Raw genomic sequence first — 25,914 nt, 5'->3', positions numbered from 1 at the left:
TCGGGGCTGGCGTTGAGAGAGGCGGTTAGTGCGCTGGCAGTGCCGCCGGGCATTGGCTCAGGAAGGCTTGCAGCCCCTGCTGGTAGGCCTCGGTGGGCATCAGGTCAGTGTGTTTGGCGATGAAGCAGGCCACGCCTTGACGCTCCATATCGGCGTCCGCCACGAGGTAGAAGTCGGGAATTTCCTGCACGCTTGCGATCTGCTTCCAGGCCAGGCTGCTCTGACCTCCGCGAGCGTTGAGCAGGGTGAAGCCCTGGTCGTCGAAGTTCAGGCAATAGGTGCCTTCGACGGCCCGCAAGCGGGTTTCGATCAGGCGCTGACTCAACCCGCGCAACGGCGCTTGGGGTTTGATCGGGGTGGCGGCAATACGGGCTTGCAGGTGCTTGATCCAGCGCCCGGAAAAGCGCCACCACAGGGGGATGAAGATCAAGGCGAACGCCACCATGGCGATGACCTTCTCCGGGGTGAAGGTCCGCTCGGGGAAATAGATCGACAGGCAGCCGCCGATCAGACACAGGGTGAACATCACGGGACCGATAAAGCGGCTTTGCCACCGGGCAAATGTGCTCATGGCCCGGACATGCTGCTGATCATCCTTGAGCAATTCCTGCTTCAGCGGTTCGGCAATCCAGGCTTCGGTGTGGGCGGGGGTGATGCGGTAGTGCAATTCCATGGGGGCTGAATCCGAGGTCCGTGTTCGGTGAGGGCGGCAGTCTACCGGCTTCTGGGGTGTGACGAGGAGTGGCATGAGCGGCGACAGAGCCGCTCAGGCGGGAAATGCTGGCAGATGCTGTTCCACCCACTCCAACAGACGCTCGTCGAGCTGGGCTCGATGTTGGCGATAACTGTCCTGGCAACGGTTGAAGAGCGGGTCCTGATTGACCCGAGCCGCCAGCTCGGTGGCGCTGTCGCTTGCAGCATGGGCGGCCCGCACCTGTTGCTGGCGCTGATCGGCCTGTTCCAGGGTGTGCGCCAGGGCGTCCAGTTGCAGGTACCTGAACTGAGCGATGGCCTGGGGCAGGTGAAAGTGCAGGGCGCTGTCGAAACCCTCCCAGTCCTCGAAGGCCAGCCACTCGTGGAGCACCATGAAGCAGCGCAGCGCCGGGGGCAGTTGTTCCAGTCGCTGAAAATCCAGCCAGTACTGACGCGGCAGTTGCTCGGCGGTTTCGATGGCCTGAGCGATCAGGTCCAGGGCCTGGCCCTTGTCCCGGTGATGCTTGCGCAGGATGCGCTGGGTCAGGGTGAAGCGCGCTTCTTCTATAGCGTGCAGGGCGCAGTTCAGGTCGTAACCGGCGTTGAGCAAGTGTTCTCGTGCTTGCTCGGGGGGCAGGCCGGATTTGTCTACCAGCACCTGCAACAGCTCGGCTTTGTAGAACTCGGCGGCTTGCTGCGGATTATTGGCGCAGCGGGCGAGCAGGGCCTGGGCATGGCGCAGGCCGATGGGGATCAGCTTGCGTAGCTGTTGCAGAGCTTGGGTGTGCGTCGGGTCCATCGACTGCGGTGCCTCGGGGATGGCGGATGTTTGAGAGAGGCGATTATCCACTGCGGGCGATGGATTGTGCTGGTTTAAAACAAGGGACCATAACGCTCGCAAGACCTGTAGGAGCCGGCTTGCCGGCGAAGGCGTCGGCCGGATTTCGGTGAAGGCAGGGCAGGCCTCTTCGCTGGCAAGCCAGCTCCTACGGGGCGGTGTTTAGGCGGGGCCGGGGCGGGCGCCGTCGAGCAGGGCGTCCACCACGGCGCGGGCCATTTCCACGGAATGCACCATGGACCAGATCAGCCCGCGCTCGATGCCGCTGGCCCGTTCGGTGATTTCATCGGACACCTCTTCGGCGCATTTGAGCAGCAAGGAAACGTGCATCAGGGCGTCTTCGGCATTCACCAGGGGCTCTACGGCGAACAGCGGATGGCCCCGGCCATCGCGCAGGCCGAAGGGGCGATGGCGGGTGCCGTGCAAGGCAGCCAGCAGGTTGGCGTTGGCGCGGTCCAGCTCCGGGTCGCGGCGCGGATGATCGGTGGGCAAGGGTGGATCGGGGACGAGCTTTTTCATGACGGTCACTCACTCAGTAGTTAACGGACTGCCGAGCTCACTTCCACATGAGGGGTGGCAGTTGTGCGAGGGTGTGGAAGACCGGGACTGAGTAACCCAGCACACCCGAAGGTGTCCCGCGCACAACCGCCATAAAGCGATGCCGACGACTATGCGTCGAGCCATGCTCATGAGCGCTCATGCTTACTCAGGTCCGAACTTCCACATCCGGGCCGCTGATTTGGCAGCGGCACCGGGAGACTGCCTGATCGTTCGAAGGGGTACAAGGCGCTCAAAGGCGTTGGGGATTCTCTCGGATTTGCCCTACAAAACAAAGCGAATCCGCTTCGATGCCGGGCGGCATCCCCTTACAAACTCTGCTTTTCTCCAGGCAAAAAAAAGGGCCTGGAGACGTATCTCCAAGCCCTCAAAAGGTGAGAGGTGTCTAGTCCCTCAACCTGGTGAGCGGTGTTGCATGTTTCGGGGTCGCGGCGGTTAGGCTTTCAGCGGAACCAGACGCGGGGCAATCATGTTTTCCGGACGCAGGATGTCGTCGAGCATGGCGTCGTCCAGCAGGCCTTCTTCGCGCACCAGTTCCAGTACGCCACGGCCACTTTCCAGGGCGATGCGGGCGATACGGGTGGCGTTTTCATAGCCGATGTACGGGTTCAGCGCGGTGACCAGGCCGATGGAGTGCTCCACCAGTTCACGGCAACGGGTTTCGTTGGCGGTGATGCCGGTGATGCAGTGCTCGCGCAGCATGTCCATGGCGCGTTGCAGCAAGCGGATCGAGTCGAAGATCTTGAAGGCGATCAGCGGCTCCATCACGTTCAGTTGCAGCTGGCCGCCTTCGGCCGCGATGGTCAGGGCCAGGTCGTTGCCGATGATCTGGAACGCCACCTGGTTGACCGCTTCCGGGATGACCGGGTTGACCTTGCCGGGCATGATCGAGCTGCCGGGCTGACGCGCTGGCAGGTTGATTTCGTTGATGCCGGTGCGTGGGCCGCTGGACAGCAGGCGCAGGTCGTTGCAGATCTTCGACAGCTTGACCGCGGTGCGCTTGAGCATGCCGGAGAACAGCACGAAGGCGCCCATGTCGGAGGTGGCTTCGATCAGGTCGGCGGCCGGTACCAGCGGCTGGCCGCTGATGGTGGCCAGGCGTTGTACGGCCAGGTGCTGGTAGCGCGGGTCGGCGTTGATGCCGGTACCGATGGCGGTGCCGCCCAGGTTGACTTCGGTCAGCACTTCCGGCGCCAGGGTCTTCAGGCGAGCCAGGTCTTCACCCAGGGTGGTGGCGAAGGCCTTGAATTCCTGGCCGAGGGTCATCGGCACGGCGTCTTGCAGCTGGGTACGGCCCATCTTCAGGACGTGGCTGAATTCTTCACCCTTGGCGGCGAACGACTGGATCAGGCTGTCGAGGCTGGCCAGCAGCGCGTCGTGGCCCAGCAGCAGACCCAGGCGGATCGCGGTCGGGTAGGCGTCGTTGGTGGACTGCGCCATGTTCACGTCGTTGTTCGGGTGCAGGTACTGGTATTCGCCCTTGCTGTGGCCCATGGCCTCCAGCGCGATGTTGGCGATGACTTCGTTGGCATTCATGTTGGTCGAAGTGCCAGCGCCGCCTTGAATCATGTCCACCACGAACTCTTCGTGGAAGTCGCCGCGGATCAGGCGGGCACAAGCCTCGCTGATGGCTGCATGCTTGGCTTCGCTCAGATGACCCAGTTCGCGGTTGGCGTCAGCAGCTGCCTGCTTGACCATTGCCAGGGCCACGACCAGTTTTGGGTAGTGCGAAATCGGAACGCCGGAGAGGCGGAAGTTGTTCACCGCTCGCAGGGTCTGGATGCCGTAATACGCTTGAGCCGGTACTTCGAGTACGCCAAGCAGGTCTTTTTCTGTGCGGAAAGATGCAGCGGAGGACATGACGGAGATCATCTCGGTAGGGACCCGGTCTGTGCCGGGAACGCTGCGAATCCTAGGCCGAAGGGATTTTTTGGGCCAATGCTGTTAAACACTGGGCTATGCATATTCGGCATAATGCCGGTGTGACGCCGGGTTGCCGGCGAGCGTGTGACCTAAAATGGTGCGTGTCCGGGAGGACGTGATGAATCTGGAAAGCAAATGGCTCGAGGACTTCAGTGCCCTGGCCGCCACCCGCAGCTTTTCCCAGGCTGCCGAGCGACGTTTCGTGACCCAGCCGGCCTTCAGCCGGCGGATCCGCAGCCTGGAAGCGGCCCTGGGCCTGACCCTGGTCAACCGCTCGCGCACGCCGGTGGAGCTGACGGCAGCGGGGCAGTTGTTCCTGGTGACCGCGCGCACCGTGGTCGAACAGCTCGGCGAGGTGGTGCGTCACCTGCACCACCTGGAAGGCGGGCAGGGCGAGGTGATGCAGGTGGCGGCTGCCCACTCCCTGGCGTTGGGTTTCTTCCCGCGCTGGATCGCCCAACTGCGCAACGAAGGGCTGAACATCGCCACGCGGCTGGTGGCCACCAACGTCGGTGATGCGGTGCACGCCCTGCGCGAAGGCGGCTGCGACCTGATGCTGGCCTTCTATGACCCGGACGCGGCCTTGCAGATGGACTCGGAAATCTTCCCCTCGCTGCACCTGGGGCACACCGAGATGCTCCCGGTGTGCGCCGCCGATGCCCAGGGCAAGCCGCTGTTCGACCTGGAAGGCGAGGCCAGCGTGCCGTTGCTGGCGTACAGCGCCGGGGCTTTCCTCGGGCGTTCGGTGAACCTGCTGCTGCGCCAGCGCAACCTGCGTTTCACCACGGTTTATGAGACCGCCATGGCCGACAGCCTCAAGAGCATGGCCCTGGAAGGCCTGGGCATTGCCTGGGTGCCGCAACTGAGCGTGCGCGCCGAGCTGGCCCGGGGCGAGCTGGTGGTCTGCGGCGGGGCGCAATGGCATGTGCCGCTGGAGATTCGCCTGTACCGCTGCGCCCTGGTGCGCAAGGCCAACGTACGCTTGCTCTGGCGCAAGCTGGAAGGCGCTGCCGCGCAAGCTGCGGCCACGTAGGAGCCGGCTTGCCGGCGAAGGCGTCGGTCGGGAGGGTGGTGATCGCAGGGCGGGCCTCTTCGCTGGCAAGCCAGCTCCTACGGGAGATAGGCGCAGGTTTTTTTGTAGGAGCCGGCTTGCCGGCGAAGGCGTCGGCCGGGAGGGCGGTGATCGCAGGGTGGGCCTGTTCACTGGCAAGCCAGCGCCTGCGAGGGGGGGGCGGGATTGACCTTGGAGTCAATAAAACCGGGGTTTTGCGCCGGAAATACTTTGTTTTGCAGATGGTCGGCGAAAGTGCGTTTAACGCGCCTTTTTCGGTATACTGCGCGGCCTTCGGCCGGTTCGCCTGGCCATAATTCGTACAATTTAAGCCACGCATTTCGCGTGGCTTGTTGTTTTTGACGCGCCTGCGGGCGCCCAGAGAGAAGAGGCACGACGATGAGTGCACTGGTTGGCGTGATCATGGGCTCCAAGTCCGATTGGTCCACCCTTAGCCACACCGCCGATATGCTGGAAAAGCTCGGCATCCCTTACGAGGTGAAGGTGGTTTCCGCACACCGCACCCCGGACCTGCTGTTCCAGTACGCCGATGAGGCTGAGGCGCGAGGCATCGAGGTGATCATCGCCGGTGCCGGCGGCGCGGCGCACCTGCCGGGCATGTGCGCGGCCAAGACCCACCTGCCGGTGCTGGGCGTGCCGGTGCAGTCGTCGATGCTCTCGGGCGTGGATTCGCTGCTGTCCATCGTGCAGATGCCGGCCGGCATCCCCGTGGCCACCCTGGCCATCGGCAAGGCCGGCGCGATCAACGCGGCGCTGCTCTCGGCGAGCATCCTGGGCGCCAAGCACCCGCAGTTCCATGCGGTGCTGAAAAAATTCCGTGCTGAACAGACAGACAGCGTCCTGGACAATCCAGACCCGCGCGTCGCCTGAGGTTGTTGACGATGAAGATCGGTGTAATCGGTGGCGGCCAGTTGGGCCGCATGTTGGCCCTGGCGGGGACTCCGCTGGGAATGAACTTCGCTTTCCTCGACCCGGCGCCGGACGCCTGTGCCGCCCCTCTGGGCGAACACCTGCGGGCCGACTACGGCGACCAGGACCACCTGCGCCAGCTGGCCGATGAAGTGGACCTGGTGACCTTCGAATTCGAGAGCGTGCCGGCGGAAACCGTGGCCTTCCTCTCGCAGTTCGTGCCGGTCTACCCGAGCGCCGAAGCACTGCGCATCGCCCGCGATCGCTGGTTCGAGAAGAGCATGTTCAAGGACCTGGGGATTCCTACTCCGGAGTTCGCCGACATCCAGTCCCAGGCGGATCTCGACGCCGCCGTGGCGCGCATCGGCCTGCCAGCCGTGCTCAAGACCCGCACCCTGGGTTACGACGGCAAGGGCCAGAAGGTCCTGCGCAGCGCCGCCGACGTCGCAGGCACCTTCGCCGAACTGGGCAGCGTACCTTGCCTGCTGGAAGGCTTCGTGCCCTTCACCGGTGAAGTCTCGCTGATTGCCGTGCGCGCCCGTGACGGTGAAACCCGTTTCTACCCGCTGGTGCACAACACCCACGACAGCGGCATCCTGCGCCTGTCGGTGGCCAGTAGCGACCACCCGTTGCAGGCCCTGGCCGAGGACTACTCCAGCCGCGTGCTCAAGCAGTTGGATTACGTGGGCGTAATGGCTTTCGAGTTCTTCGAAGTGGACGGCGGCCTCAAGGCCAACGAGATCGCTCCGCGGGTGCACAACTCCGGGCACTGGACCACCGAAGGCGCCGAGTGCAGCCAGTTCGAAAACCACCTGCGGGCGGTAGCCGGCCTGCCCCTGGGCTCCACGGCCAAGGTCGGTGAAAGCGCCATGATCAACTTCATCGGTGAAGTGCCGCCGGTGGACAAGGTCATCGCCATCGACGACTGCCACCTGCATCACTACGGCAAGGCCTTCAAGGTCGGGCGCAAGGTCGGCCACGCCAACCTGCGCTGCGCCGATCAGGCGACCCTGCAAGCGCAGATCCTCAAGGTGCAAGCGCTGATCGCCGAGTAACAAATCCTCCGGCTGGCGGGAACCTTCGTTTCCCGCCGTTCTCTGATAGCAGGATGCCAAAGTGCTGGCTAGGCTTTGGCTTGATCCCCCCTTACAGAGGAACAGCCATGGGCATTATTGGAACCATTTTCATCGGCTTGATCGTTGGTCTGCTGGCGCGCTTCCTCAAACCGGGAGACGACAGCATGGGCTGGATCATGACCATCCTGCTGGGTATCGGCGGTTCGCTGGCGGCCACTTATGGCGGCCAGGCGCTGGGTATCTACCAGGCTGGCCAGGGCGCCGGTTTCATCGGTGCACTGGTGGGCGCGATCGTCCTGCTGGTGATCTACGGCTTCGTCAAGAAGAGCTGAACCACGCTACAAGCCCCCTCTGCCGTCCGCGCGGAGGGGAGCCTTTTTCTTCATCTGAAACTTCAACGCATCTGACGGTCTGGGTACTAGAATGCCCGGGTTTTCCCGTCCTTCCCTTTTGACCGAGCCACCCTCACATGCGCCGTCTTCTATTGACCTTTGTTCTGCTGGGCTGCGGCCTGGCCCAGGCTGGCGAACTGCCGGAAACCGATTGGCTGGAGCTGATGCCCAAGTCGGACCAGAAGGCCCTGGAGCAGATGCCGGAAATCGACCACAACTCCCCGGAAGCCAATGGCACCTTCACCGAAAAGGGCGGCCTGAAGCAGAGCAAGGGGTTGCCGGCGGTGATGTATTCCACCAAGACCGTGCCGGCCATGAATGACAAGCAGATCCGCATCGGCGGTTATCCGGTGCCGCTGGAAGCCGATGCCAAGGGGCGCAGTACGCTGTTCTTCCTGGTGCCATACCCGGGCGCCTGCATCCACGTGCCGCCACCGCCGCCCAACCAGCTGGTGCTGGTGCGCTTTCCCAAGGGCTTGAAGCTGGACGACATCTACACGCCGCTGTGGGTGACCGGCACCCTGAAGATCGAAAAGGTCAGCAACGACCTGGCCGATGCCGCCTACGCCCTGGATGCGGCGAAGGTGCGGGTGGTCAAGGAGTCGGATCTCTGAAGCGGCGCATTTGAACGCCGCTGAACGGTAGGAGCCGGCTTGCCGGCGAACGCGGTCTTGAGGGCCTTTTCGCTGGCAAGCCAGCTCCTACGGGGCAGGTGGAGTCAGAGCGGGGCGGCGCTGATGCTGACGCTCAGGGTGTGGCTGGCGCCCGGGGCCAGGGTGACGATGTCGTCCATCACGTTGGCGGTCTCGATGCACAGCATGCGCTGCCAGCCGTCGTCGGCCATGTCGCTGAATTGGGCGGCGCGGTCGATCCAGGGGTTCCAGATCACCGCGGTGCGCGAGCCTTCGCTGCGCAGGCGGATCCGTCGTTGCCAGTCCGGATCGACGATCTCCAGCTGCGCCGGGGCGTTCAGGTAGATGCGGTCGGTCTCGCCGGTAAAGTGCAGGCTGCCGCTCTGGACCTTGGTCTTCCAGTCTTCCAGGGTTTCGATGTAGCTCAGCCCGTCCACGCCTTCGACCTGCACCTGGCGCACATCGCTGACCGCGAAGTAGCTGTGCAGCGCCTGGCTGATGCTCACGCTTTCAGTGCCCAGGTTGTGGCTGCTGAGGCTGATGTGCAGTTGCTGGTCGAGGCGGATGCTCAGGCGCGGTTCCACTTGATGGGGCCAGCCGGGAAAACCACCCGCGGGGCAGGGCAGGCGCAGCTCCACCAGCAGGCTGTCGCCCTGGCTTTCGATGCCCAGCAGCTCCCAGTCGGTGGCCCGCACCAGGCCGTGGGCCGGCGCCGGGTCAGTGCCTTGGCGCATGGCCTGCACCGCCTGCGGGTTGCGGGCAAAGTTGCCGAACCAGGGCCAGCACACCGGCACCCCGGCGCGGATGCTCTTGCCGCGCTTGAACACGGCCTCGTCGTTGAGCCAGATCAGCGGCTGTTGCCCGGCCACTTGATAACTGAGGATGTGCGCGCCCTGCTGGGCCACCAGCAGTTCGGCGTCACCGTGGCGGATGCGCCAGCAGTTCAGTTCATCCAGTTTTACCGTTTCGACCTGGGGCGTAGGCATGCTGCTGTTCTCGTTCGCAAGGTGTGGGCTGCTATGGACCGCAGAACGGTCATCAGGTTTAGCGCGCGCGCGGCGGAACCGAGCGGGTGCGGCCACTGCCATCGATGGCGACGAATACGAACACCGCCTCGGTGACCTTGCGCCATTCGCTGGACAGCGGGTCGTCGCTCCACACTTCCACCATCATCTGGATCGAGCTGCGGCCGATCTCCAGGGTCTGGGTGTAGAAGGACAGCTGCGCGCCCACCGCCACCGGCACCAGGAACGCCATGCGGTCGATGGCCACCGTGGCCACCCGGCCGCCGGCCACGCGGCTGGCCATGGCGGTGCCCGCCAGGTCCATCTGCGCGACCAGCCAGCCGCCGAAAATATCGCCAAAGCCGTTGGTTTCACGGGGCAGTGCGGTGATTTGCAAGGCCAGGTCGCCTTGCGGGATTGGATCTTCTTGTTCGAGTTCTATCATGCCGGGGGGCCTCTGACCCGTGACGCTTCATGGGTACTTCAGGTGAATAGCCGTCTTCAGGAAAAACGATTCAGCCCGAACATACTACGTTCGTCACGTTCTTTCTAAGGCGTGCTAAAGGGAAACTCTGCGAAATCGACTGGCGCTGGCCAGGGCCAGGGGCGCGCAGCAGCGTTTTCGCACAGCAACCCTTGCCAGAAGCGGCTTTGCGCTTCGAGGTCTGCGAGTATATCGGTCGATAGACTCCGCGACGACCCGTCCAGTTCGCAAATTTGTGAGTCATTTGTGCGCCGCTGTGTACGCATTCGAACAATTTGCTATCGTGCCGAACCTGCCAGGCCCCAACCAGCGCTGTTGCGGCTTCCAGAACCGACTAATAAGAGAAGCCCTTGCCATGACCACTGTGCCCTCGAGCGCCGCGCAGCCTGCGCAACCCGCCCGTCCGCTGACCCGTAGTGACTACAAGACATTGTCCCTGTCTGCCTTGGGCGGGGCGCTGGAGTTCTACGACTTCATCATCTTCGTGTTCTTTGCCACCGTGGTCGGCAAGCTGTTCTTCCCGGCGGACATGCCCGAGTGGCTGCGCCTGATGCAGACCTTCGGGATCTTCGCGGCCGGTTACCTGGCGCGGCCCCTGGGCGGGATCGTCATGGCCCACTTTGGCGACCTGCTGGGGCGCAAGAAGATGTTCACCCTGAGCATCTTCATGATGGCGGTGCCGACCCTGATCATGGGCCTGTTGCCGACCTACGCGCAGATCGGCATGTGGGCGCCGATCCTGCTGTTGCTGATGCGGGTGATCCAGGGGGCGGCCATCGGTGGTGAAGTGCCCGGGGCCTGGGTGTTCGTTTCCGAACACGTGCCCCAGCGGCATATCGGCTATGCCTGCGGCACCCTGACCTCGGGCCTGACTGCCGGGATTCTCCTGGGGTCGCTGGTGGCCACTGCGATCAACAGCATCTATACCCCGGTGGAAGTGGCGGATTACGCCTGGCGGATCCCGTTCCTGCTGGGTGGGGTGTTCGGCCTGTTCTCGGTGTACCTGCGCCGCCTGCTCCACGAAACCCCGGTGTTCGCCGAACTGCAACTGCGCAAGGCTCTGGCCGAAGAACTGCCGCTGCGCACGGTGCTGCGTGATCACCGCGGGGCGATCGTGATTTCCATGCTGCTGACCTGGCTGCTGTCCGCCGGGATCATCGTGGTGATCCTGATGACCCCCACCGTGCTGCAGACCGTCTATAAATTCCCGGCCATCACCGCCCTGGAGGCCAACAGCCTGGCCATTATCTTCCTGAGCCTGGGCTGCGTGGCCTCGGGTGCCCTGGCGGACCGATTCGGTGCGGGCAAGGTGTTCGTGTTCGGCAGCGCCTTGTTGTTGGTCACTTCCTGGACCTTCTATCACGGCCTGCTGGACAACCCGCAGTGGCTGTTCCCGCTGTATGCCCTGACCGGCCTGTTCGTCGGCACCATCGGTGCGGTGCCTTATGTGATGGTCAAGGCGTTCCCGGCGGTGGTGCGCTTCAGCGGCCTGTCGTTTTCCTACAACCTGGCGTACGCGATCTTCGGTGGCCTGACGCCGATGGTGGTGACCTGGCTGCTCAAGGAAAGCCCCATGGGCCCGGCCTATTATGTTGCAATTATTTGCGGCATCGGCCTGCTGGTGGGGCTGTACCTGTGGGCCAAGGGCCGCTGACCACCACCCTGTAGCCGCTCAGGCCCTGCTGTGCGCTGAAGGGCGCCGCGACCCTGCGGATCGATCGCAGCCTGCGGCAGCGGCTACAGAGGTTTTTATCGCCGAACAAAGAAAGGCCCGCTTGCGTTCAGGAATGCTGGCCTTTCATCTAATTGTCATATTCCGGACATAGAGTGTTCACACGGCCTACAGATACTTGGCCCCGACTTAACACACCCTATCTGCTAGGAGTAAGGCATGAAACTGAAGCGTTTGATGGCGGCAATGACCTTTGTCGCCGCTGGCGTTGCGACTGCCCACGCGGTTGCCGCTGTTGACCCTGCTATCCCGAGCTACACCAAGACCACTGGTGTGTCGGGCAACCTGTCCAGCGTCGGTTCCGATACCTTGGCGAACCTGATGACCCTGTGGGCCGAGAACTACAAAAAGGAATACCCGAACGTCAACATTCAGATTCAGGCCGCCGGCTCCGCCACCGCGCCACCCGCGCTGACCGAAGGCACCTCCAACCTGGGCCCTATGAGCCGCAAGATGAAGGACACGGAACTGGCGGCCTTCGAGCAGAAGTACGGCTACAAGCCAACCGCTATCCCGGTGGCCGTGGACGCCCTGGCGGTGTTCGTGCACAAGGACAACCCGATCCAGCACCTGACCATGGAACAGGTCGACGCGATCTTCTCCTCGACTCGTCTGTGCGGCGCCAAGGAAGAAGTGAAGACCTGGGGCGACCTGGGCGTGAAGGGCGACCTGGCCAACAAGCCGGTTCAGCTGTTCGGTCGCAACTCGGTATCCGGCACCTACGGCTACTTCAAGGAAGAAGCCCTGTGCAAAGGCGACTACAAGCCTAACGTCAACGAACAGCCTGGTTCGGCGTCGGTAGTGCAATCCATCAGCTCCTCGCTGAACGGCATCGGCTACTCGGGCATCGGCTACAAGACCGCCAGCGTGAAGACCGTGGCCCTGGCCAAGAAAGGCAGCACCGACTTCATCGAAGACACCGAAGAAAACGCCCTGAACGGCAAGTACCCGCTGTCGCGCTTCCTCTACGTCTACGTCAACAAGGCCCCGAACAAGCCTCTGGCCCCGCTGGAAGCCGAGTTCGTGAAACTGGTCCTGTCCAAACAAGGCCAGGAAGTGGTCGTCAAAGACGGCTACATCCCACTGCCAGCCAAGGTGGCCGCCAAGGCACTGGCTGACCTGGGCCTGAAAGAAGGCGCATAAGCCGCCTCCGAAGGTCCGGGCTCCCCGGACCTTCTCGTTTTCGTAGGAGCTGGCCGGGCGGCGTTCCGCTTGCCAGGCAAAGCGCCCGAAATGGCGACCCAGGCTCAAGGCTGGTTCGTCGGCCTGCCGGCTCCTGCAACCTCATTTTCTGTCCGCTGCCGGCCCTGCCATGCGGCGGATTTGTTGCGTCACTGCATTGTCATCTTTCTGTCATACAGGATCGCTAGGGTGTGCGCATGAATGATCTGGCCAACTCCACCATGACTACGACTTCTCCCCCCAAGCGCATTGACTTCAATACGCCTGAACTGCAACGCAAGCGCCGCATCCGCGCGCTCAAAGACCGCCTGACCCGCTGGTACGTCCTTGTCGGCGGCCTCGCGGTACTGGGTGCTATCACCCTGATCTTCTTCTTCCTCGCCTATGTCGTCGCGCCGCTGTTCCAGGGCGCCGAGCTGACCGCCAAGGACCCTCTGACTCCCGCCTGGATGCAGGACGCCGGCAAGCCGCTGATGTTCTCCCTGGAAGAGCAGAACCAGGTTGGCATGCGTGTCTCCGACAAGGGCCAGGCGCTGTTCTTCGACATCGACAGTGGCGCCGAGCTGCGCAAGGTCGACCTGCCGATCCCGGCGGGCGCCAGCGTCACCTCCATCGGCAAGGACCAGCCCGGCAACCCGCTGGTGGTGGTCGGCCTGTCCAACGGCCAGGCCCTGGTGTTCCGTCATACCTACAAGGTCAGCTACCCGGACGGCAAGAAGACCATCTCGCCGGCCATCGAGTACCCCTACGGCGAAACCCCCATCACCCTGAACGAGCAGGGCGGTGCGCTGGAGCACGTCAACCTCAATGCCACCGATTCGTCGCTGATCGTTGCCGGTTCTACCGCTTCGCAGTTGCAAGTGCTGAAGCTGACCCGCGAAGAAAACATGATGACCGGCGAGGTCACCAGCGAGCAGAGCCGCATCGAGCTGCCGCAGATGACCGAGCCGGTCAAGGCCATGTACATCGACCCGCGCCAGCAGTGGCTGTACGTGATCAACGGGCGCGCCCAGGCCGACGTCTTCAGCCTGCGGGACAAGAGCCTCAACGGTCGCTACAAACTGCTGGAAGACGCCGATACCGAAGTCACCGCCAGCACCCAGCTGGTGGGCGGCATCTCGCTGATCATCGGGACCTCCAAGGGCGGCCTGGCCCAGTGGTTCATGGCCCGCGACCCGGACGGCGAGCTGCGCCTGAAGCAGATCCGCACCTTCCAGATGGGCACCGCGCCCATTGTTGAAATCACCGCCGAAGAGCGTCGCAAGGGCTTCGTTGCCCTGGACGCCGCCGGCAAGCTCGGGGTGTTCCACAGCACCGCCCACCGCACCCTGCTGGTGGACCAGGTGGTAGACGGCCAGGGCCTGTTCGGCCTGTCGCCACGGGCCAACCGGGTAATCGTCGAGGCCGGCGGCAAGCTGCAGCCCCTGGTGCTCGACAACCCGCACCCGGAAGTGTCCTGGAGTGCGCTGTGGAGCAAGGTCTGGTACGAGAACTACGACGAGCCTAAATACGTCTGGCAATCCACCGCGGCCAACACCGATTTCGAACCCAAGCTGAGCCTCTCGCCCCTGACCTTCGGCACCCTGAAGGCGGCGTTCTACGCCATGCTGCTGGCGGCGCCATTGGCGGTGGCGGCGGCGATCTACACCGCCTACTTCATGGCCCCGGGCATGCGCCGCAAGGTCAAGCCGGTGATCGAGCTGATGGAGGCGATGCCGACGGTGATCCTCGGCTTCTTCGCCGGCCTGTTCCTCGCGCCCTATGTCGAAGGCCACTTGCCGGGCATCTTCAGCCTGCTGCTCCTGCTGCCGATCGGCATCCTGGTGGCCGGTTTCGCCTGGAGCCGCCTGCCCGAGTCGCTGCGCCTGAAAGTGCCGGAAGGCTGGGAAAGCGCGATCCTGATCCCGGTGATCATCTTCGTCGGCTTCCTCTCGCTGTACATGAGCCCGTTCATGGAGAACTGGTTCTTCGGGGGCGACATGCGCATGTGGATCTCCCACGACCTGGGGATCACCTACGACCAGCGCAACGCCCTGGTAGTGGGCCTGGCCATGGGCTTTGCGGTGATCCCGAACATCTACTCGATCGCCGAAGACGCCGTGTTCAGCGTGCCGCGGGGCCTGACCCTGGGCTCCCTGGCCCTGGGCGCCACGCCGTGGCAGACCATGACGCGGGTGGTGATCCTCACCGCCAGCCCGGGGATCTTCTCGGCGCTGATGATCGGCATGGGCCGCGCCGTGGGCGAGACCATGATCGTACTGATGGCCACCGGCAACACCCCGGTCATGGAAATGAACCTGTTCGAAGGCCTGCGCACCCTGGCCGCCAACGTCGCGGTGGAAATGCCCGAATCGGAAGTCGGCGGCAGCCACTACCGCGTGCTGTTCCTCTCGGCGCTGGTGCTGCTGCTGTTCACCTTCGTCATGAACACCCTCGCCGAGCTGATCCGTCAGCGTCTGCGCAAGAAATACTCGTCGCTTTAAGAAAGGTAGAAGTCTGTGAAACAGAACTCCCTAAAAGACTGGTTCAAGAGCGGCGCCCCCGGCGTCTGGATCAGCGGTGGCGCGGTGTCCATCGCGGTCATCATGACCATCGGCCTGCTGGCGGTGATCGCCGTGCGTGGCCTCGGCCACTTCTGGCCAGCCGACCTGGTGCACGCCAACTACGACGTTCCGGGCCAGGCCAACCACCTGGTCATCGGTGAAGTGGTGCAGAAGGAAGAAGTGCCCCGGGCGCGTCTGAAGAGTGCCGGCCTGCCGGTGCCCGACCAGGGCCCGGAGTTCATGACCCGCGAGCTGATCAAGGTCGGCAACCGTGACCTGAACGGCAACGACTTCACCTGGATCGTCGGCGAGTGGCTGACCAACCAGAGCTATCCCAAAGAGCTGATGGCCATCGAGCGCCGTGAGTGGGGCAACTTCTACGGCTACCTGGTCAACGTCAAGGAAAGCGGCAAGGTGATCGCCGAAGGCGAAGCCGCCTGGCCCGAGCTGCAAGCGCGGATCGACCGGGTGAACAAGCTGGCCGCCCAGCTCAAGACCCTGGAGAAATCCGATATCGGCGCCATCAACGCCGGCCTGGAACGCATCCGCCTGCACGGCCGCAAGCTGGAGCTGGACGGCAAGCTGGATGCCGCGGCCCAGGCCGACATGGATGCCGAGCGCGCCGAACTCAATGCCCGTTACCAGGACATCGAGGCGCGCCTGAGCGACCTGCACGCCCAGTTCAACCGCGACAGCCTGACCGCCCGTGATGCCAACGGCAAGGAAGTGGAGATCGGCCTGGGCAAGGTGGTACACGCCTACCAGCCGAACGCCATGGGCACTTTTACCAAGATCGGTTTCTACTTCAGCAAGGTCTGGGAGTTCCTCAGCGATGACCCGCGCGAAGCCAACACCGAGGGCGGTATTTTCCCGGCCATTTTCGGCACCGTGATGATGACCCTGATCATGGCCATGATCGTCACCCCGTTCGGCGTGCTGGCAGCGGTCTACCTGCGTGAATATGCCAAGCAGAACACCCTGACCCGGGTGATCCGCATTGCGGTGAACAACCTGGCGGGGGTTCCGGCCATCGTCTACGGTGTGTTCGGCCTGGGCTTCTTCGTCTACGTGCTGGGCGGCTCCGTGGACCGTCTGTTCTTCCCCGAAGCGCTGCCGGCGCCGACCTTCGGCACCCCGGGCCTGCTCTGGGCTTCCCTGACCCTGGCGCTGCTGGCGGTGCCGGTGGTGATCGTGGCCACCGAAGAAGGCCTGGCGCGGATTCCCCGCACCGTGCGCGAAGGTTCCCTGGCCCTGGGTGCGACCAAGGCCGAGACCCTGTGGAAGATCGTTCTGCCCATGGCCAGCCCGGCGATGATGACCGGGATGATCCTCGCGGTCGCCCGCGCTGCCGGTGAAGTGGCGCCGCTGATGCTGGTGGGTGTGGTGAAGCTGGCGCCGTCGCTGCCGCTGGACGGCAACTACCCGTACCTGCATCTGGACCAGAAGATCATGCACCTGGGCTTCCACATCTACGACGTCGGCTTCCAGAGCCCCAACGTCGAGGCGGCGCGGCCGCTGGTGTACGCCACCGCGCTGCTGCTGGTGCTGGTGATCGCCACCCTGAACCTGTCGGCGGTGTGGATCCGTAACCACCTGCGTGAAAAATACAAGGCACTGGACAGCTGATCGGCTGGCTTGTGTGGACGCTGGCTTGCGTAGGAGCTGGCTTGCCAGCGAAGGCGTCCGCAAGGGCGACACAAGGCCTGCAGGCCTCTTCGCCGGCAAGCCGGCTCCTACAAACAGAATGATGTCGCCGCTGGCCTGATGCCTGCGGTTCACGACAAACGAATTGGTAGCACAGGGAGCATCCCATGCAACACGAAGCACACACTCATGGCATCAACATGTCCGCCCTGGGCCGCGACAAGCAGAGCCTGAGCCTGGAACAGGAAACCGTGGCCATCGAAGTGCCCGGCCTGAGCCTGTACTACGGCGAGAAACAGGCGTTGTTCGACGTCAGCATGAACATCCCCAAGCAGCGCGTGACCGCCTTTATCGGCCCGTCCGGTTGCGGCAAGTCGACCCTGCTGCGGACCTTCAACCGCATGAACGACCTGGTGGACGGCTGCCGCGTAGAGGGTGCGATCAACCTCTACGGCAACAACATCTATCGCAAGGGCGAAGACGTGGCCGAGCTGCGTCGCCGGGTCGGCATGGTGTTCCAGAAGCCCAACCCGTTCCCCAAGACCATCTATGAAAACGTGGTCTACGGCCTGCGCATCCAGGGCATCAACAAGAAGCGCGTGCTCGACGAAGCCGTGGAATGGGCCCTCAAGGGCGCGGCGCTGTGGGACGAGGTCAAGGACCGCCTGCATGATTCGGCCCTGGGCCTGTCCGGCGGCCAGCAGCAACGCCTGGTGATCGCCCGGACCATCGCCGTGGAGCCGGAAGTGCTGCTGCTGGACGAACCCTGCTCGGCCCTGGACCCGATCTCGACCCTGAAGGTCGAGGAACTGATCTATGAGCTCAAGTCCAAGTTCACCATCGTCATCGTGACCCATAACATGCAGCAGGCGGCGCGGGTTTCCGACTACACCGCCTTCATGTACATGGGCAAACTGGTGGAGTTCGGCGATACCGACACGCTGTTCACCAACCCGGCGAAGAAGCAGACCGAAGACTACATTACCGGGCGCTATGGCTAGAAAGCAGCTGCCAGCCGCAGGTTTCACGCGGCGCAACAGAGGCGGTGCGCGACATCCGGATCACTATTTAACTGCTTGAAGCTTGCGGCTTGAAGCTTGCAACTTTCGCGGAGCGAACACGATGATTTCGAAGGAAGGCTTAACCCATCACATCTCCCAGCAGTTCAATGCCGAGCTGGAAGAAGTACGCAGCCACCTCCTGGCCATGGGCGGGCTGGTGGAGAAGCAAGTCAATGACGCGGTCACAGCGCTGATCGAGGCCGACTCCGGCCTGGCCCAGCAGGTGCGCGAGATCGACGACCAGATCAACCAGATGGAACGCAATATCGACGAGGAATGCCTGCGCATTCTCGCCCGTCGCCAGCCGGCGGCCTCGGACCTGCGTTTGATCATCAGCATCTCCAAGTCGGTGATCGACCTGGAGCGCATCGGCGACGAAGCCACCAAGATCGCCCGCCGGGCCATCCAGCTCTGCGAAGAGGGCGAGGCCCCGCGTGGCTACGTGGAAGTGCGGCATATCGGCGACCAGGTGCGCAACATGGTGCGCGATGCCCTGGACGCCTTTGCCCGCTTCGATGCCGACCTGGCACTTTCGGTGGCCCAGTACGACAAGATCATCGACCGCGAATACAAGACCGCGCTGCGTGAGCTGGCCACCTACATGATGGAAGACCCACGCTCTATCTCGCGGGTTCTGAGCATTATCTGGGTGCTGCGCTCGCTGGAGCGGATCGGCGACCACGCGCGCAACATTTCCGAGCTGGTGATTTATCTGGTGCGCGGCACCGATGTTCGTCACCTTGGGCTCAAGCGCATGAAGCAGGAAGTTGAAGGTACCAGTGGCGAATCCGCTAATGTTCCGGATGAAACTGACGATAAGTAAGAGTGCCCGAGAAGAGCGCCCGGCCTTTTGGCCGGGCGTTTTTGTTTGTGCTCCTGGAAATTGAAAAGCAGCACCCGCGAACGAAAAGTCCCGGCGTGACTGAAGAGTTTTGGCAAAGTGCCATCAGCCAGCGTTATGCTTGCCGGGATTTTTAAAGGGGTGGTCGATGAGTAAGGTAAGTGTGTTGGTGGTGGATGACGCTTCGTTCATTCGTGACCTGGTGAAGAAGTGCCTGCGCAACTACTTCCCTGGCATCAAGATCGAAGACGCGATCAATGGCAAGAAGGCCCAGGCGATGCTCGCCCGTGAAGCCTTCGACCTGGTCCTGTGCGACTGGGAAATGCCGGAAATGTCCGGCCTTGAGCTGCTGACCTGGTGCCGCGAGCAAGATGCGCTGAAGGCCATGCCGTTCATCATGGTCACCAGCCGGGGCGACAAGGAAAACGTGGTGCAGGCGATCCAGGCCGGGGTTTCCGGTTATGTGAGCAAGCCTTTTACCAACGAACAGCTGCTGACCAAGGTCAAGCAGGCGCTGAACAAGGTCGGCAAGCTCGACACCTTGATGAACAGCGCGCCGACCAAGATGAACTCGGCCTTTGGCAACGACTCCCTGAGCGCCCTGACTGGCGGCAAGCCGGCGGTGGTGGGGGCGGCTTCCGCTCCGGTCAATCCGTTCGCCAAACCGGCGGCTGCCGCCCCGGCTCCAGCTCCAGCGGCAGCAGCGCCGGCCCGCGGTTTGCTCAACAGCCCTCCGGTCAAGGCCCCGGCGCCTGCGGCAGCGGCCGGTGGTGGTCGTGGCCAGGGCCAGCTGCGGCTGTCCAGCGGCAACCAGCAGTGTGTGATCAAGGCCCTGAGCATCAAGGAAGCCTTGCTGGTGGTGAAGCGCACCGACAGCCTGCCCCAGGTGCTGGAGAGCGCGGTGCTGGACCTGGAGCAGGGCGATAACGCCGAAGTGGCGCGGCTCAATGGCTACCTGCATGCGGTGGTGGCCTTTGAACCCAAGCCGGACAGCGAGTGGCTGCAGCTGACTTTCCGCTTCGTGGACCAGGATGCCCAGAAGCTCGACTACATCTCCCGCCTAATCGCCCGCGGCACCGCCCAGAAGCATTTCGTTCCAGGCGCCTGATCCTGCCGGCCGCCTCGCTGTAGGAGCTGGCTTGCCAGCGAAGGCGCCCGCAAGGGCAGCACAAGGCTTGAAGGCCTCTTCGCCGGCAAGCCGGCTCCTACGGTGATGGTAGGCAGTGGAAATCTGCTGAAAACACTTTCCCACTGCGGGCTTTTGCCGGCCGCCGAGGCGGGCTGCTGCGTCATCCCGCTATCGAGCGAGCAACTCGCAACATAGGTCGTAACCCTCAAGCCACAAGGCGTGCGCCGTCCCCCTCGGTACTTTCCGCCGTACGTCAGATTAATTTCTTTGCGCTTGATTTATATCTGTTTGGATATAGATTTCAGGTGGCGCTCTTTATTGCTCACCCCTCGCGGCCATGCCTTGAAACAACCCGGCGCGGCGGGTCCTGGCCGTGTTGATTAGCCTTGTTCCTGGTCATTAACAGGAGAGGTTCGATGCCCAGGCACAAGGATGTGGTGTTTGTCGGGAGCGCGCTGCGGGATCTCAGGGCGTTCCCTGAAGATGCCCGTCGGGCCGCCGGTTTCCAGCTGGATCTGCTGCAGCAGGGTGAACAGCCCTACGATTGCAGGTCGGTGAAAACCATTGGCCCGGGCGTTTTCGAGATCAGGATCCATGAGGATTCAGGGGCGTTTCGGTTGTTCCATGTGGTCCGGCGGGCCGCGGCCATTTATGTGTTGCACGCGGTGCGCAAGACCACCCGCAAGACCGAGGCGCGGGATATCGAGCTGGCTCGTGCCAGATATCAGGAAACAGGTTCACGCCATGACTGACCAACCGATCAACCAGCGCTTTGCCAGTGTCTGGGATGCCCTTGAAGCCACTCCCCAGGAGGCTGCCAACATGCGCCTGCGGGCCAAGCTGATGCTGGAACTGGGCAAGACCGTGCAGGCCTGGGGGGTATCGCAGAAGGAGGCGGCCAGGCGCCTCAATATCACCCAGCCCCGGCTCAACGATGTGCTCAGCGGCAAGATCAACAAGTTCTCCCTCGATGCGCTGGTCAACCTCTGCGAGGCGGCGCAACTGGGGGTGGACATCCACTTCGACGCCGGCGGCATTGAACCCTTGGCGCCCGCCTGATTCATACAAGCTCCATATCAGGCTGCTAGCGTGATTCCACCCTCTGCCAAGAAGCTGCCGAATGTTTGTGCGCCTGCTGTTTTTCTGTGGATTGTCTTTAGCCGCCACGTCGCTGGCGGCGATGACTGTATACAAGTCCATCGACGCCAATGGCGTGGTCTCCTACAGCGACCGGCCTTCGCCGGGGGCCCAGGAGTTCGTGTTCCGCGACCGCATGGTGGAGCACCTTGAGCGCCAGGTGCGCCTGGATATCCAGAAGCACAGGGGGGTGGATGCGGTGTATGTGCGCAATGACCTGTATGCCCCGGTGGAAGTGGAATTGAGCTTTGCCGGGTTGAACAATGTCAGCGGCGCTCCGGGGCAGCCGATCCGCCAGGTGCTGCCGGCCCGCAGCAGGCAGCGCCTGGCGCTGCTCACGGCGATTCGCGCCGACCAGCCTCTGAGCTATGCCCCCAGGTTCCGTTATTCCCTGGGGGATCCGGCAGGCGCCACCCAGGCCTATCGCTACCCGCTGCCCTGGCGTGGCGGGCCGTTTCGCCTGACCCAGGGCGCCAATGGCCAATACAGCCATTTCAGCCCCAAGAGCCGCTATGCGATGGATATCGCCATGCCGGTGGGGACGCCGATCATTGCTGCCCGGGGCGGGGTGGTGGTGAAGACCGAGAACGCCCAGAACGGGCGGGGCAATAACCCGGCGGGCAATTTCGTCCGGGTGCTGCACGACGACGGCACCATGGGCGTGTACCTGCACCTCAAGCAGGGTTCGGTCAGCGTGCGGGAGGGCCAGCGAGTGGCGGTGGGCAGCGCCCTGGGGCTGTCGGGCAACACCGGCAACAGCAGCGGGCCGCACCTGCATTTCGTGGTGCAGCGCAATACCGGGTTGGGGCTGGTGTCGATTCCCTATCAGTTCAACCAGCCCCTGGGGGATTTGCCGAATTTTGCCCTGGGCAACCAATAACCTGCCCGTAGGCGCCGGCTTGGCGGCGAAAGGGCCGTCAATCCAGCATCAGCACCTTGGCCAGGATGATCTTCGGTCCCTTCATCTTCTTGATGATGATGCGCAGGCCCTCGACCTCCAGTACTTCTTCCTCTTCCGGCACCCGTTTCAGGGTTTCGTACACCAGGCCGGCGAGGGTTTCGGCCTCGATATGGTCCAGGTCGATGCCCAGCAGGCGTTCCACCTTGAACAGCGGGGTGTCACCGCGCACCAGCAGCTTGCCCGGCTGGTAGGCCAGGATGCCGCGCTCGGTCTTGCGGTGTTCGTCCTGGATATCGCCCACCAGCACTTCAAGCACGTCTTCCATGGTCAGGTAGCCAATGACCTTGCCGTCGGCTTCTTCCACCAGGGCGAAGTGCGAGCCGCCCTTGCGGAACTGCTCCAGCAACTGCGACAGCGGCATGTGCCGGGATACGCGCTCCAGCGGGCGGGTCAGCTCGGCCAGGTTGAACGACTCGGGAATGTGGTCCAGGGCCGCCAGTTCCAGCAGCAGGTCCTTGATGTGCAGCAGGCCGACGAATTCGTTGCGCTCGCTGTCGTAGACCGGGTAGCGGCTGAACTTGTGGCGACGGAACAGGGCGAGGATTTCCTTGAGCGGCGCGTTGAACTCGACGCTGATCAGGTCTTCCCGGGAATTGGCCCAGTCCACCACTTCCAGTTCGCCCATTTCCACCGCCGAGGCCAGTACGCGCATGCCCTGGTCGCTGGGGTCCTGGCCGCGGCTGGAGTGCAGGATCAGCTTGAGTTCTTCGCGGCTGTAGTGGTGTTCGTGGTGCGGGCCGGGCTCGCCCTGCCCGGCGATGCGCAAGATGGTGTTGGCGCTGGCGTTGAGCAGGTAGATGGCCGGGTACATCAGCCAGTAGAACAGGTACAGCGGCACCGCCGTCCACAGCGACAGCAGCTCCGGCTTGCGGATCGCCCAGGATTTGGGCGCCAGCTCGCCGACCACGATGTGCAGGTAGGAAATGATGAAGAACGCGGTGAAGAACGACACGCCGCGGATCACTTCCGGAGAGCTCACGCCCAGGGCGCCCAGCAGCGGCTCCAGCAGATGGGCGAAGGCCGGCTCACCGACCCAGCCCAGGCCCAGGGAGGCCAGGGTGATGCCCAGTTGGCAGGCCGAGAGGTAGGCGTCGAGCTGGCTGTGCACGGTGCGCAGGATCTGCCCGCGCCAGCCGTTCTTGTGGGCAATGGCCTCGACCCGGGTCGAGCGCAGCTTGACCATGGCGAACTCCGCCGCAACGAAAAAGCCGTTGAGCAGGACCAGGATCAGAGCAAAAAGAATCATGCCGAAGTCGGCGAAAAGAGACGCGAGGGTAAAACCAGGGGAAGGGTCCATGATGGAGTTTTGCGGGTTCCGTGTATTCGAAAAGGAAGGAAATGCGGTGCCTGAAAGGCAGGCACAAGTTACGCAATGTAGCGGCTGACAGGGCAATTGCCTAGGGGCGAGTGGCTGTCAGCGCTGGTCGGTCAGGCTCTGGGTGCGGTTTTTCTTCACTTGGGCCGGAACGAAATGGCAGGTGAAGGTGCTGCCGTGGCCCAGCACGCTGCTGATCTCCAGGCGCGCACGGTGGCGCAGCAGCACATGCTTGACGATGGCCAGGCCCAGGCCGGTGCCGCCGGTGTTGGAGTTGCGGCTCGAATCCACCCGGTAGAAGCGCTCGGTGAGGCGCGGCAGGTGCTTGTTGTCGATGCCGATCCCCGAGTCCTGCACGCTCAGGTGCGCGCCCTGTTCGTCGCCCCACCAGCGAATGCGAATATTGCCTTCGGCCGGGGTGTATTTCACCGCGTTGAACACCAGGTTGGAGAAGGCGCTGCGCAGCTCGGCCTCGCTGCCCTTGAGTTGCACCGACGCGTCGGCTTCCAGGGTGATGCGCTGGTTGCGCTCCCCGGACAGCGCCTGGGCGTCGCTCTTGATCGATTGCAGCAGCACGTCGATGGGCACCGGCTGGTTGTCCGACGGATAGTCCGTGGCCTCCAGCTTGGCCAGCAACAGCAGGTCGTTGAGCAGGGTCTGCATGCGCCCGCCTTGCTGCTGCATCTGCTGCAGGGCGCGGCTCCAGCGCGGGTTCACTTCCTCGACGTTGTCCAGCAGGGTCTCCAGGTAGCCGCAGATCACCGTCAGCGGCGTGCGCAGCTCGTGGGAGACGTTGGCGATGAAGTCCTTGCGCATCTGTTCCAGCTGGTGGATGCGGGTCACGTCGCGCACCAGCATCAGGTGCTCGTTGTTGCCGTAGCGGGTGATGTAGAGCTGGATGCGTACCCGGTCGTTGGCCGGGGAGGGGATTTCCAGCGGCTCGGCGTAGCTGTCCTGCTCGAAGTATTCCTTGAAGCGCGGATGGCGCACCAGGTTGGTCACCGGCTGGCCGCTGTCCTGGGGCGTCTTGAGCCCCAGCAGGGTCTCGGCGGCGCGGTTCCACCATTCCAGGTTGCCGTCGCTGTCGAGCATGATCACCGCGTCCTTAAGGGCCGCGGTGGACTCCTGGACCCGGTCGATCACCGCCTGCAGGCGCCCGCGCACCCGCTGATCGCGGCGTTGCAGGTGGTAGATGCTGTCGAACACCTCGCCCCACAGGCCATAGCCGTCGGGGGGCGCTTCGTCGGGTTGATGCAGGCGCAGCCATTCGTGCAGGCGCAGCAACTGCTTGAGGGTCCAGGCCAGGTAGATGCCCAGGCCAGCGGCCAGGCTCCAGCCGTAGTAGCCGCTGATCAGGCCCACCAGCAGGCAGCCGGTGATCAACAGCAACATGTGGCGAATCAGGGTGCCATGCCAGTTTTGATTCACTTGAAACACGTCCGTGGAGGGTGGCGCAGCTCCAAGCTGCAAGTGTTGAAGCGGTCACTCATCGGCGTGCCGCTTGTCGCTTGCCGCTGCCGTCAGGCCTTGGTGGAAAAACGATAGCCGGTGCCGCGCACGGTTTGTACCAGATTCTCGTAGGCATCGCCCAGGGCCTTGCGCAGCCGGCGGATATGCACGTCCACGGTGCGTTCCTCGACGTACACATTGCCACCCCAGACCTGGTCCAGCAGCTGGCCACGGGTGTAGGCACGCTCCTGGTGGGTCATGAAGAACTGCAGCAGGCGATATTCGGTAGGGCCCATTTCCGCGGGCTTGCCGTCGATGGTCACCCGGTGGCTGATGGGGTCCAGCAGCAGGCCGCCGACTTCGATTGGCGCTTCGCCATCGGTAGGGCCGGCACGGCGCAGCACGGCCTTGAGGCGGGCCACCAGTTCGCGGGGGGAGAACGGCTTGGTGATGTAGTCGTCGGCGCCGACTTCCAGGCCCTGGATCTTGTTGTCCTCTTCACCCTTGGCGGTGAGCATGATGATCGGGATGTCCCCGGTCAGCTCGTCGCGCTTGAGGCGCCGCGCCAGCTCGATGCCGGAAGTGCCGGGCAGCATCCAGTCCAGCAGGATCAGGTCCGGCTTGCGGTCGACGATGATGGCATGGGCCTGCTGAGAGTTCTCTGCCTCCATGCAGTCATAGCCGGCCATTTCCAACGCAACGGCGATCATTTCGCGAATAGGCGCTTCGTCGTCAACGATCAGAATGCTTCTGCCAACCATGCTTGAACCTCTTGTCATTTAACTGTCTTGCGCCGCATTAGATAACGGAATTATTGCAGTCGTGTGACAGTATTTCAGGTCGCGGGGCGGGGTGCTGCTTCGTGGACTAAGCTTTGAGTCCGATTCCTGACAACCACAAAAGAAGGTTTCCATGACTCTGTTCAAGCAATCGTTGAAAGTCCTGCTGGTAGGCGCTGTCCTGGCCCTGCCGACATTCGCCATGGCCGCCGACCCGGCAATGAGCAAGGACGGCGTGCTGGTGGACCACAAGGGCATGACCCTCTACACCTTTGCCAAGGATGCCGACGGCAAGTCCATGTGCAATGACAAATGCGCTGCCAACTGGCCGCCGCTGATGGCCGAGGGCAGTGACAAGGCCATGGGCAAGTGGACGGTGGTCAAGCGTGACGACGGCAAGATGCAGTGGGCCTACGACGGCAAGCCGCTGTACGGCTTCGTGATGGACAAGAAGGCCGGTGACATGACCGGCGAAGGCAAGATGGACGGCGCCTGGAAGGTCGCGAAATCCGACTGACCTCCCGCCGCCCTCCGGGCCATTGGCAGCTTGCGGCAGCGGC

At 63.3% G+C, this 25,914-nt stretch carries 25 protein-coding genes; 16 read left to right on the top strand and 9 right to left on the bottom strand.

What is annotated here, in order from left to right; all coding sequences use genetic code 11:
- Positions 1-25 precede the first annotated feature (25 nt).
- The 4 genes from BLS75_RS23775 to aspA form a co-directional block, all read right to left on the bottom strand.
- Complete coding sequence (locus BLS75_RS23775) at positions 26-673, bottom strand: hypothetical protein (protein WP_072451885.1); 648 nt, start codon at positions 671-673, stop codon at positions 26-28.
- A gap of 93 nt (positions 674-766) precedes the next feature.
- Entirely contained in the window at positions 767-1,492 is a 726-nt protein-coding gene (locus BLS75_RS23770; protein WP_072443427.1) for a hypothetical protein, read from the bottom strand.
- Positions 1,493-1,693: 201 nt separating this feature from the next.
- Positions 1,694-2,050 carry a DUF6124 family protein gene (locus BLS75_RS23765; RefSeq protein ID WP_072451884.1) on the bottom strand — a complete coding sequence of 119 codons (357 nt, stop codon included), beginning with the start codon at positions 2,048-2,050 and terminating at the stop codon, positions 1,694-1,696.
- 474 nt (positions 2,051-2,524) lie between these two features.
- Entirely contained in the window at positions 2,525-3,949 is a 1,425-nt protein-coding gene (gene aspA / locus BLS75_RS23760; RefSeq protein ID WP_019094636.1) for an aspartate ammonia-lyase, read from the bottom strand.
- Positions 3,950-4,130: 181 nt separating this feature from the next.
- Between aspA and BLS75_RS23755 the strand changes: the two genes are divergently transcribed.
- From BLS75_RS23755 to BLS75_RS23730, 5 genes are all read left to right on the top strand, one after another.
- On the top strand, positions 4,131-5,045 hold the full coding sequence (locus BLS75_RS23755; protein WP_011064292.1) for a LysR substrate-binding domain-containing protein: 915 nt from the start codon (positions 4,131-4,133) through the stop codon (positions 5,043-5,045).
- A 417-nt stretch (positions 5,046-5,462) separates the two neighbouring features.
- Positions 5,463-5,954: a 5-(carboxyamino)imidazole ribonucleotide mutase gene (purE, locus tag BLS75_RS23745; protein ID WP_011064291.1), complete on the top strand. Its 492-nt coding sequence runs from the start codon at positions 5,463-5,465 to the stop codon at positions 5,952-5,954.
- An 11-nt stretch (positions 5,955-5,965) separates the two neighbouring features.
- Positions 5,966-7,048, top strand: coding sequence for a 5-(carboxyamino)imidazole ribonucleotide synthase (locus BLS75_RS23740; protein WP_065365019.1), 1,083 nt, complete (start codon positions 5,966-5,968; stop codon positions 7,046-7,048).
- 107 nt (positions 7,049-7,155) lie between these two features.
- Positions 7,156-7,401, top strand: a complete 246-nt coding sequence (locus BLS75_RS23735) for a GlsB/YeaQ/YmgE family stress response membrane protein (RefSeq protein WP_011064289.1) — start codon at positions 7,156-7,158, stop codon at positions 7,399-7,401.
- Between the two features lie 137 nt (positions 7,402-7,538).
- Complete coding sequence (locus BLS75_RS23730) at positions 7,539-8,075, top strand: DUF3299 domain-containing protein (RefSeq protein ID WP_011064288.1); 537 nt, start codon at positions 7,539-7,541, stop codon at positions 8,073-8,075.
- A 104-nt stretch (positions 8,076-8,179) separates the two neighbouring features.
- On the opposite strand, the gene BLS75_RS23725 is transcribed toward BLS75_RS23730, so the two are convergent.
- A complete protein-coding gene (locus BLS75_RS23725; RefSeq protein WP_015637503.1) occupies positions 8,180-9,079 on the bottom strand; it encodes a D-hexose-6-phosphate mutarotase in 900 nt (299 codons plus the stop codon).
- 58 nt (positions 9,080-9,137) lie between these two features.
- Positions 9,138-9,542: an acyl-CoA thioesterase gene (locus BLS75_RS23720; protein ID WP_003229628.1), complete on the bottom strand. Its 405-nt coding sequence runs from the start codon at positions 9,540-9,542 to the stop codon at positions 9,138-9,140.
- A gap of 403 nt (positions 9,543-9,945) precedes the next feature.
- Here BLS75_RS23720 and BLS75_RS23715 point away from each other — a divergent pair, with 403 nt between their 5' ends.
- The 10 genes from BLS75_RS23715 (at position 9,946) to BLS75_RS23670 (ending at position 21,730) form a co-directional block, all read left to right on the top strand.
- Positions 9,946-11,235, top strand: a complete 1,290-nt coding sequence (locus BLS75_RS23715; RefSeq protein ID WP_169892549.1) for an MFS transporter — start codon at positions 9,946-9,948, stop codon at positions 11,233-11,235.
- 237 nt (positions 11,236-11,472) lie between these two features.
- Complete coding sequence (locus BLS75_RS23710; RefSeq protein WP_011064285.1) at positions 11,473-12,456, top strand: phosphate ABC transporter substrate-binding protein PstS; 984 nt, start codon at positions 11,473-11,475, stop codon at positions 12,454-12,456.
- Between the two features lie 488 nt (positions 12,457-12,944).
- A complete protein-coding gene (locus BLS75_RS23705) occupies positions 12,945-14,978 on the top strand; it encodes an ABC transporter permease subunit (protein WP_176876769.1) in 2,034 nt (677 codons plus the stop codon).
- 15 nt (positions 14,979-14,993) lie between these two features.
- The gene (pstA, locus tag BLS75_RS23700; RefSeq protein ID WP_011064283.1) at positions 14,994-16,664 is read left to right on the top strand and encodes a phosphate ABC transporter permease PstA; all 1,671 of its coding nucleotides are present in this window, start codon (positions 14,994-14,996) and stop codon (positions 16,662-16,664) included.
- A 185-nt stretch (positions 16,665-16,849) separates the two neighbouring features.
- The gene (gene pstB / locus BLS75_RS23695; RefSeq protein ID WP_011064282.1) at positions 16,850-17,683 is read left to right on the top strand and encodes a phosphate ABC transporter ATP-binding protein PstB; all 834 of its coding nucleotides are present in this window, start codon (positions 16,850-16,852) and stop codon (positions 17,681-17,683) included.
- A 121-nt stretch (positions 17,684-17,804) separates the two neighbouring features.
- Positions 17,805-18,566, top strand: a complete 762-nt coding sequence (gene phoU / locus BLS75_RS23690; protein ID WP_011064281.1) for a phosphate signaling complex protein PhoU — start codon at positions 17,805-17,807, stop codon at positions 18,564-18,566.
- Positions 18,567-18,732: 166 nt separating this feature from the next.
- Positions 18,733-19,692 (top strand): response regulator, encoded by a 960-nt coding sequence (locus BLS75_RS23685; protein ID WP_019093932.1) that lies wholly within the window; start codon positions 18,733-18,735, stop codon positions 19,690-19,692.
- A gap of 437 nt (positions 19,693-20,129) precedes the next feature.
- Complete coding sequence (locus tag BLS75_RS23680) at positions 20,130-20,465, top strand: type II toxin-antitoxin system RelE/ParE family toxin (RefSeq protein ID WP_019093931.1); 336 nt, start codon at positions 20,130-20,132, stop codon at positions 20,463-20,465.
- Positions 20,458-20,772, top strand: a complete 315-nt coding sequence (locus BLS75_RS23675) for a helix-turn-helix domain-containing protein (RefSeq protein WP_011064278.1) — start codon at positions 20,458-20,460, stop codon at positions 20,770-20,772. Before BLS75_RS23680 ends, BLS75_RS23675 begins: the two co-directional genes overlap by 8 nt.
- A 61-nt stretch (positions 20,773-20,833) precedes the next feature.
- Entirely contained in the window at positions 20,834-21,730 is an 897-nt protein-coding gene (locus BLS75_RS23670; RefSeq protein ID WP_011064277.1) for a peptidoglycan DD-metalloendopeptidase family protein, read from the top strand.
- A gap of 37 nt (positions 21,731-21,767) precedes the next feature.
- On the opposite strand, the gene BLS75_RS23665 is transcribed toward BLS75_RS23670, so the two are convergent.
- From BLS75_RS23665 to phoB, 3 genes are all read right to left on the bottom strand, one after another.
- Positions 21,768-23,108, bottom strand: a complete 1,341-nt coding sequence (locus tag BLS75_RS23665) for a hemolysin family protein (protein WP_011064276.1) — start codon at positions 23,106-23,108, stop codon at positions 21,768-21,770.
- A 117-nt stretch (positions 23,109-23,225) separates the two neighbouring features.
- Complete coding sequence (gene phoR / locus BLS75_RS23660; RefSeq protein ID WP_186355251.1) at positions 23,226-24,518, bottom strand: phosphate regulon sensor histidine kinase PhoR; 1,293 nt, start codon at positions 24,516-24,518, stop codon at positions 23,226-23,228.
- Between the two features lie 128 nt (positions 24,519-24,646).
- Entirely contained in the window at positions 24,647-25,336 is a 690-nt protein-coding gene (gene phoB, locus BLS75_RS23655) for a phosphate regulon transcriptional regulator PhoB (protein WP_003177195.1), read from the bottom strand.
- Positions 25,337-25,487: 151 nt separating this feature from the next.
- Between phoB and BLS75_RS23650 the strand changes: the two genes are divergently transcribed.
- Complete coding sequence (locus tag BLS75_RS23650; RefSeq protein WP_072451882.1) at positions 25,488-25,871, top strand: COG4315 family predicted lipoprotein; 384 nt, start codon at positions 25,488-25,490, stop codon at positions 25,869-25,871.
- The last annotated feature ends 43 nt before the right edge of the window (positions 25,872-25,914 follow it).

The sequence above is a fragment of the Pseudomonas sp. NFPP12 genome (assembly GCF_900103205.1).
Classification (GTDB): domain Bacteria; phylum Pseudomonadota; class Gammaproteobacteria; order Pseudomonadales; family Pseudomonadaceae; genus Aquipseudomonas; species Aquipseudomonas protegens.
This window is presented reverse-complemented; position numbering and strand designations above follow the sequence as displayed.

Bases quoted from the DNA above. Each gene is read 5' to 3' on its own strand.
- BLS75_RS23775 (WP_072451885.1), bottom strand. From the start codon at position 673: ATGGAATTGCACTACCGCATCACCCCCGCCCACACCGAAGCCTGGATT.
- BLS75_RS23770 (WP_072443427.1), bottom strand. From the start codon at position 1,492: ATGGACCCGACGCACACCCAAGCTCTGCAACAGCTACGCAAGCTGATC.
- BLS75_RS23765 (WP_072451884.1), bottom strand. From the start codon at position 2,050: ATGAAAAAGCTCGTCCCCGATCCACCCTTGCCCACCGATCATCCGCGC.
- aspA (WP_019094636.1), bottom strand. From the start codon at position 3,949: ATGTCCTCCGCTGCATCTTTCCGCACAGAAAAAGACCTGCTTGGCGTA.
- BLS75_RS23755 (WP_011064292.1), top strand. From the start codon at position 4,131: ATGAATCTGGAAAGCAAATGGCTCGAGGACTTCAGTGCCCTGGCCGCC.
- purE (WP_011064291.1), top strand. From the start codon at position 5,463: ATGAGTGCACTGGTTGGCGTGATCATGGGCTCCAAGTCCGATTGGTCC.
- BLS75_RS23740 (WP_065365019.1), top strand. From the start codon at position 5,966: ATGAAGATCGGTGTAATCGGTGGCGGCCAGTTGGGCCGCATGTTGGCC.
- BLS75_RS23735 (WP_011064289.1), top strand. From the start codon at position 7,156: ATGGGCATTATTGGAACCATTTTCATCGGCTTGATCGTTGGTCTGCTG.
- BLS75_RS23730 (WP_011064288.1), top strand. From the start codon at position 7,539: ATGCGCCGTCTTCTATTGACCTTTGTTCTGCTGGGCTGCGGCCTGGCC.
- BLS75_RS23725 (WP_015637503.1), bottom strand. From the start codon at position 9,079: ATGCCTACGCCCCAGGTCGAAACGGTAAAACTGGATGAACTGAACTGC.
- BLS75_RS23720 (WP_003229628.1), bottom strand. From the start codon at position 9,542: ATGATAGAACTCGAACAAGAAGATCCAATCCCGCAAGGCGACCTGGCC.
- BLS75_RS23710 (WP_011064285.1), top strand. From the start codon at position 11,473: ATGAAACTGAAGCGTTTGATGGCGGCAATGACCTTTGTCGCCGCTGGC.
- BLS75_RS23705 (WP_176876769.1), top strand. From the start codon at position 12,945: ATGCAGGACGCCGGCAAGCCGCTGATGTTCTCCCTGGAAGAGCAGAAC.
- pstB (WP_011064282.1), top strand. From the start codon at position 16,850: ATGCAACACGAAGCACACACTCATGGCATCAACATGTCCGCCCTGGGC.
- phoU (WP_011064281.1), top strand. From the start codon at position 17,805: ATGATTTCGAAGGAAGGCTTAACCCATCACATCTCCCAGCAGTTCAAT.
- BLS75_RS23685 (WP_019093932.1), top strand. From the start codon at position 18,733: ATGAGTAAGGTAAGTGTGTTGGTGGTGGATGACGCTTCGTTCATTCGT.
- BLS75_RS23680 (WP_019093931.1), top strand. From the start codon at position 20,130: ATGCCCAGGCACAAGGATGTGGTGTTTGTCGGGAGCGCGCTGCGGGAT.
- BLS75_RS23675 (WP_011064278.1), top strand. From the start codon at position 20,458: ATGACTGACCAACCGATCAACCAGCGCTTTGCCAGTGTCTGGGATGCC.
- BLS75_RS23670 (WP_011064277.1), top strand. From the start codon at position 20,834: ATGTTTGTGCGCCTGCTGTTTTTCTGTGGATTGTCTTTAGCCGCCACG.
- BLS75_RS23665 (WP_011064276.1), bottom strand. From the start codon at position 23,108: ATGGACCCTTCCCCTGGTTTTACCCTCGCGTCTCTTTTCGCCGACTTC.
- phoR (WP_186355251.1), bottom strand. From the start codon at position 24,518: ATGTTGCTGTTGATCACCGGCTGCCTGCTGGTGGGCCTGATCAGCGGC.
- phoB (WP_003177195.1), bottom strand. From the start codon at position 25,336: ATGGTTGGCAGAAGCATTCTGATCGTTGACGACGAAGCGCCTATTCGC.
- BLS75_RS23650 (WP_072451882.1), top strand. From the start codon at position 25,488: ATGACTCTGTTCAAGCAATCGTTGAAAGTCCTGCTGGTAGGCGCTGTC.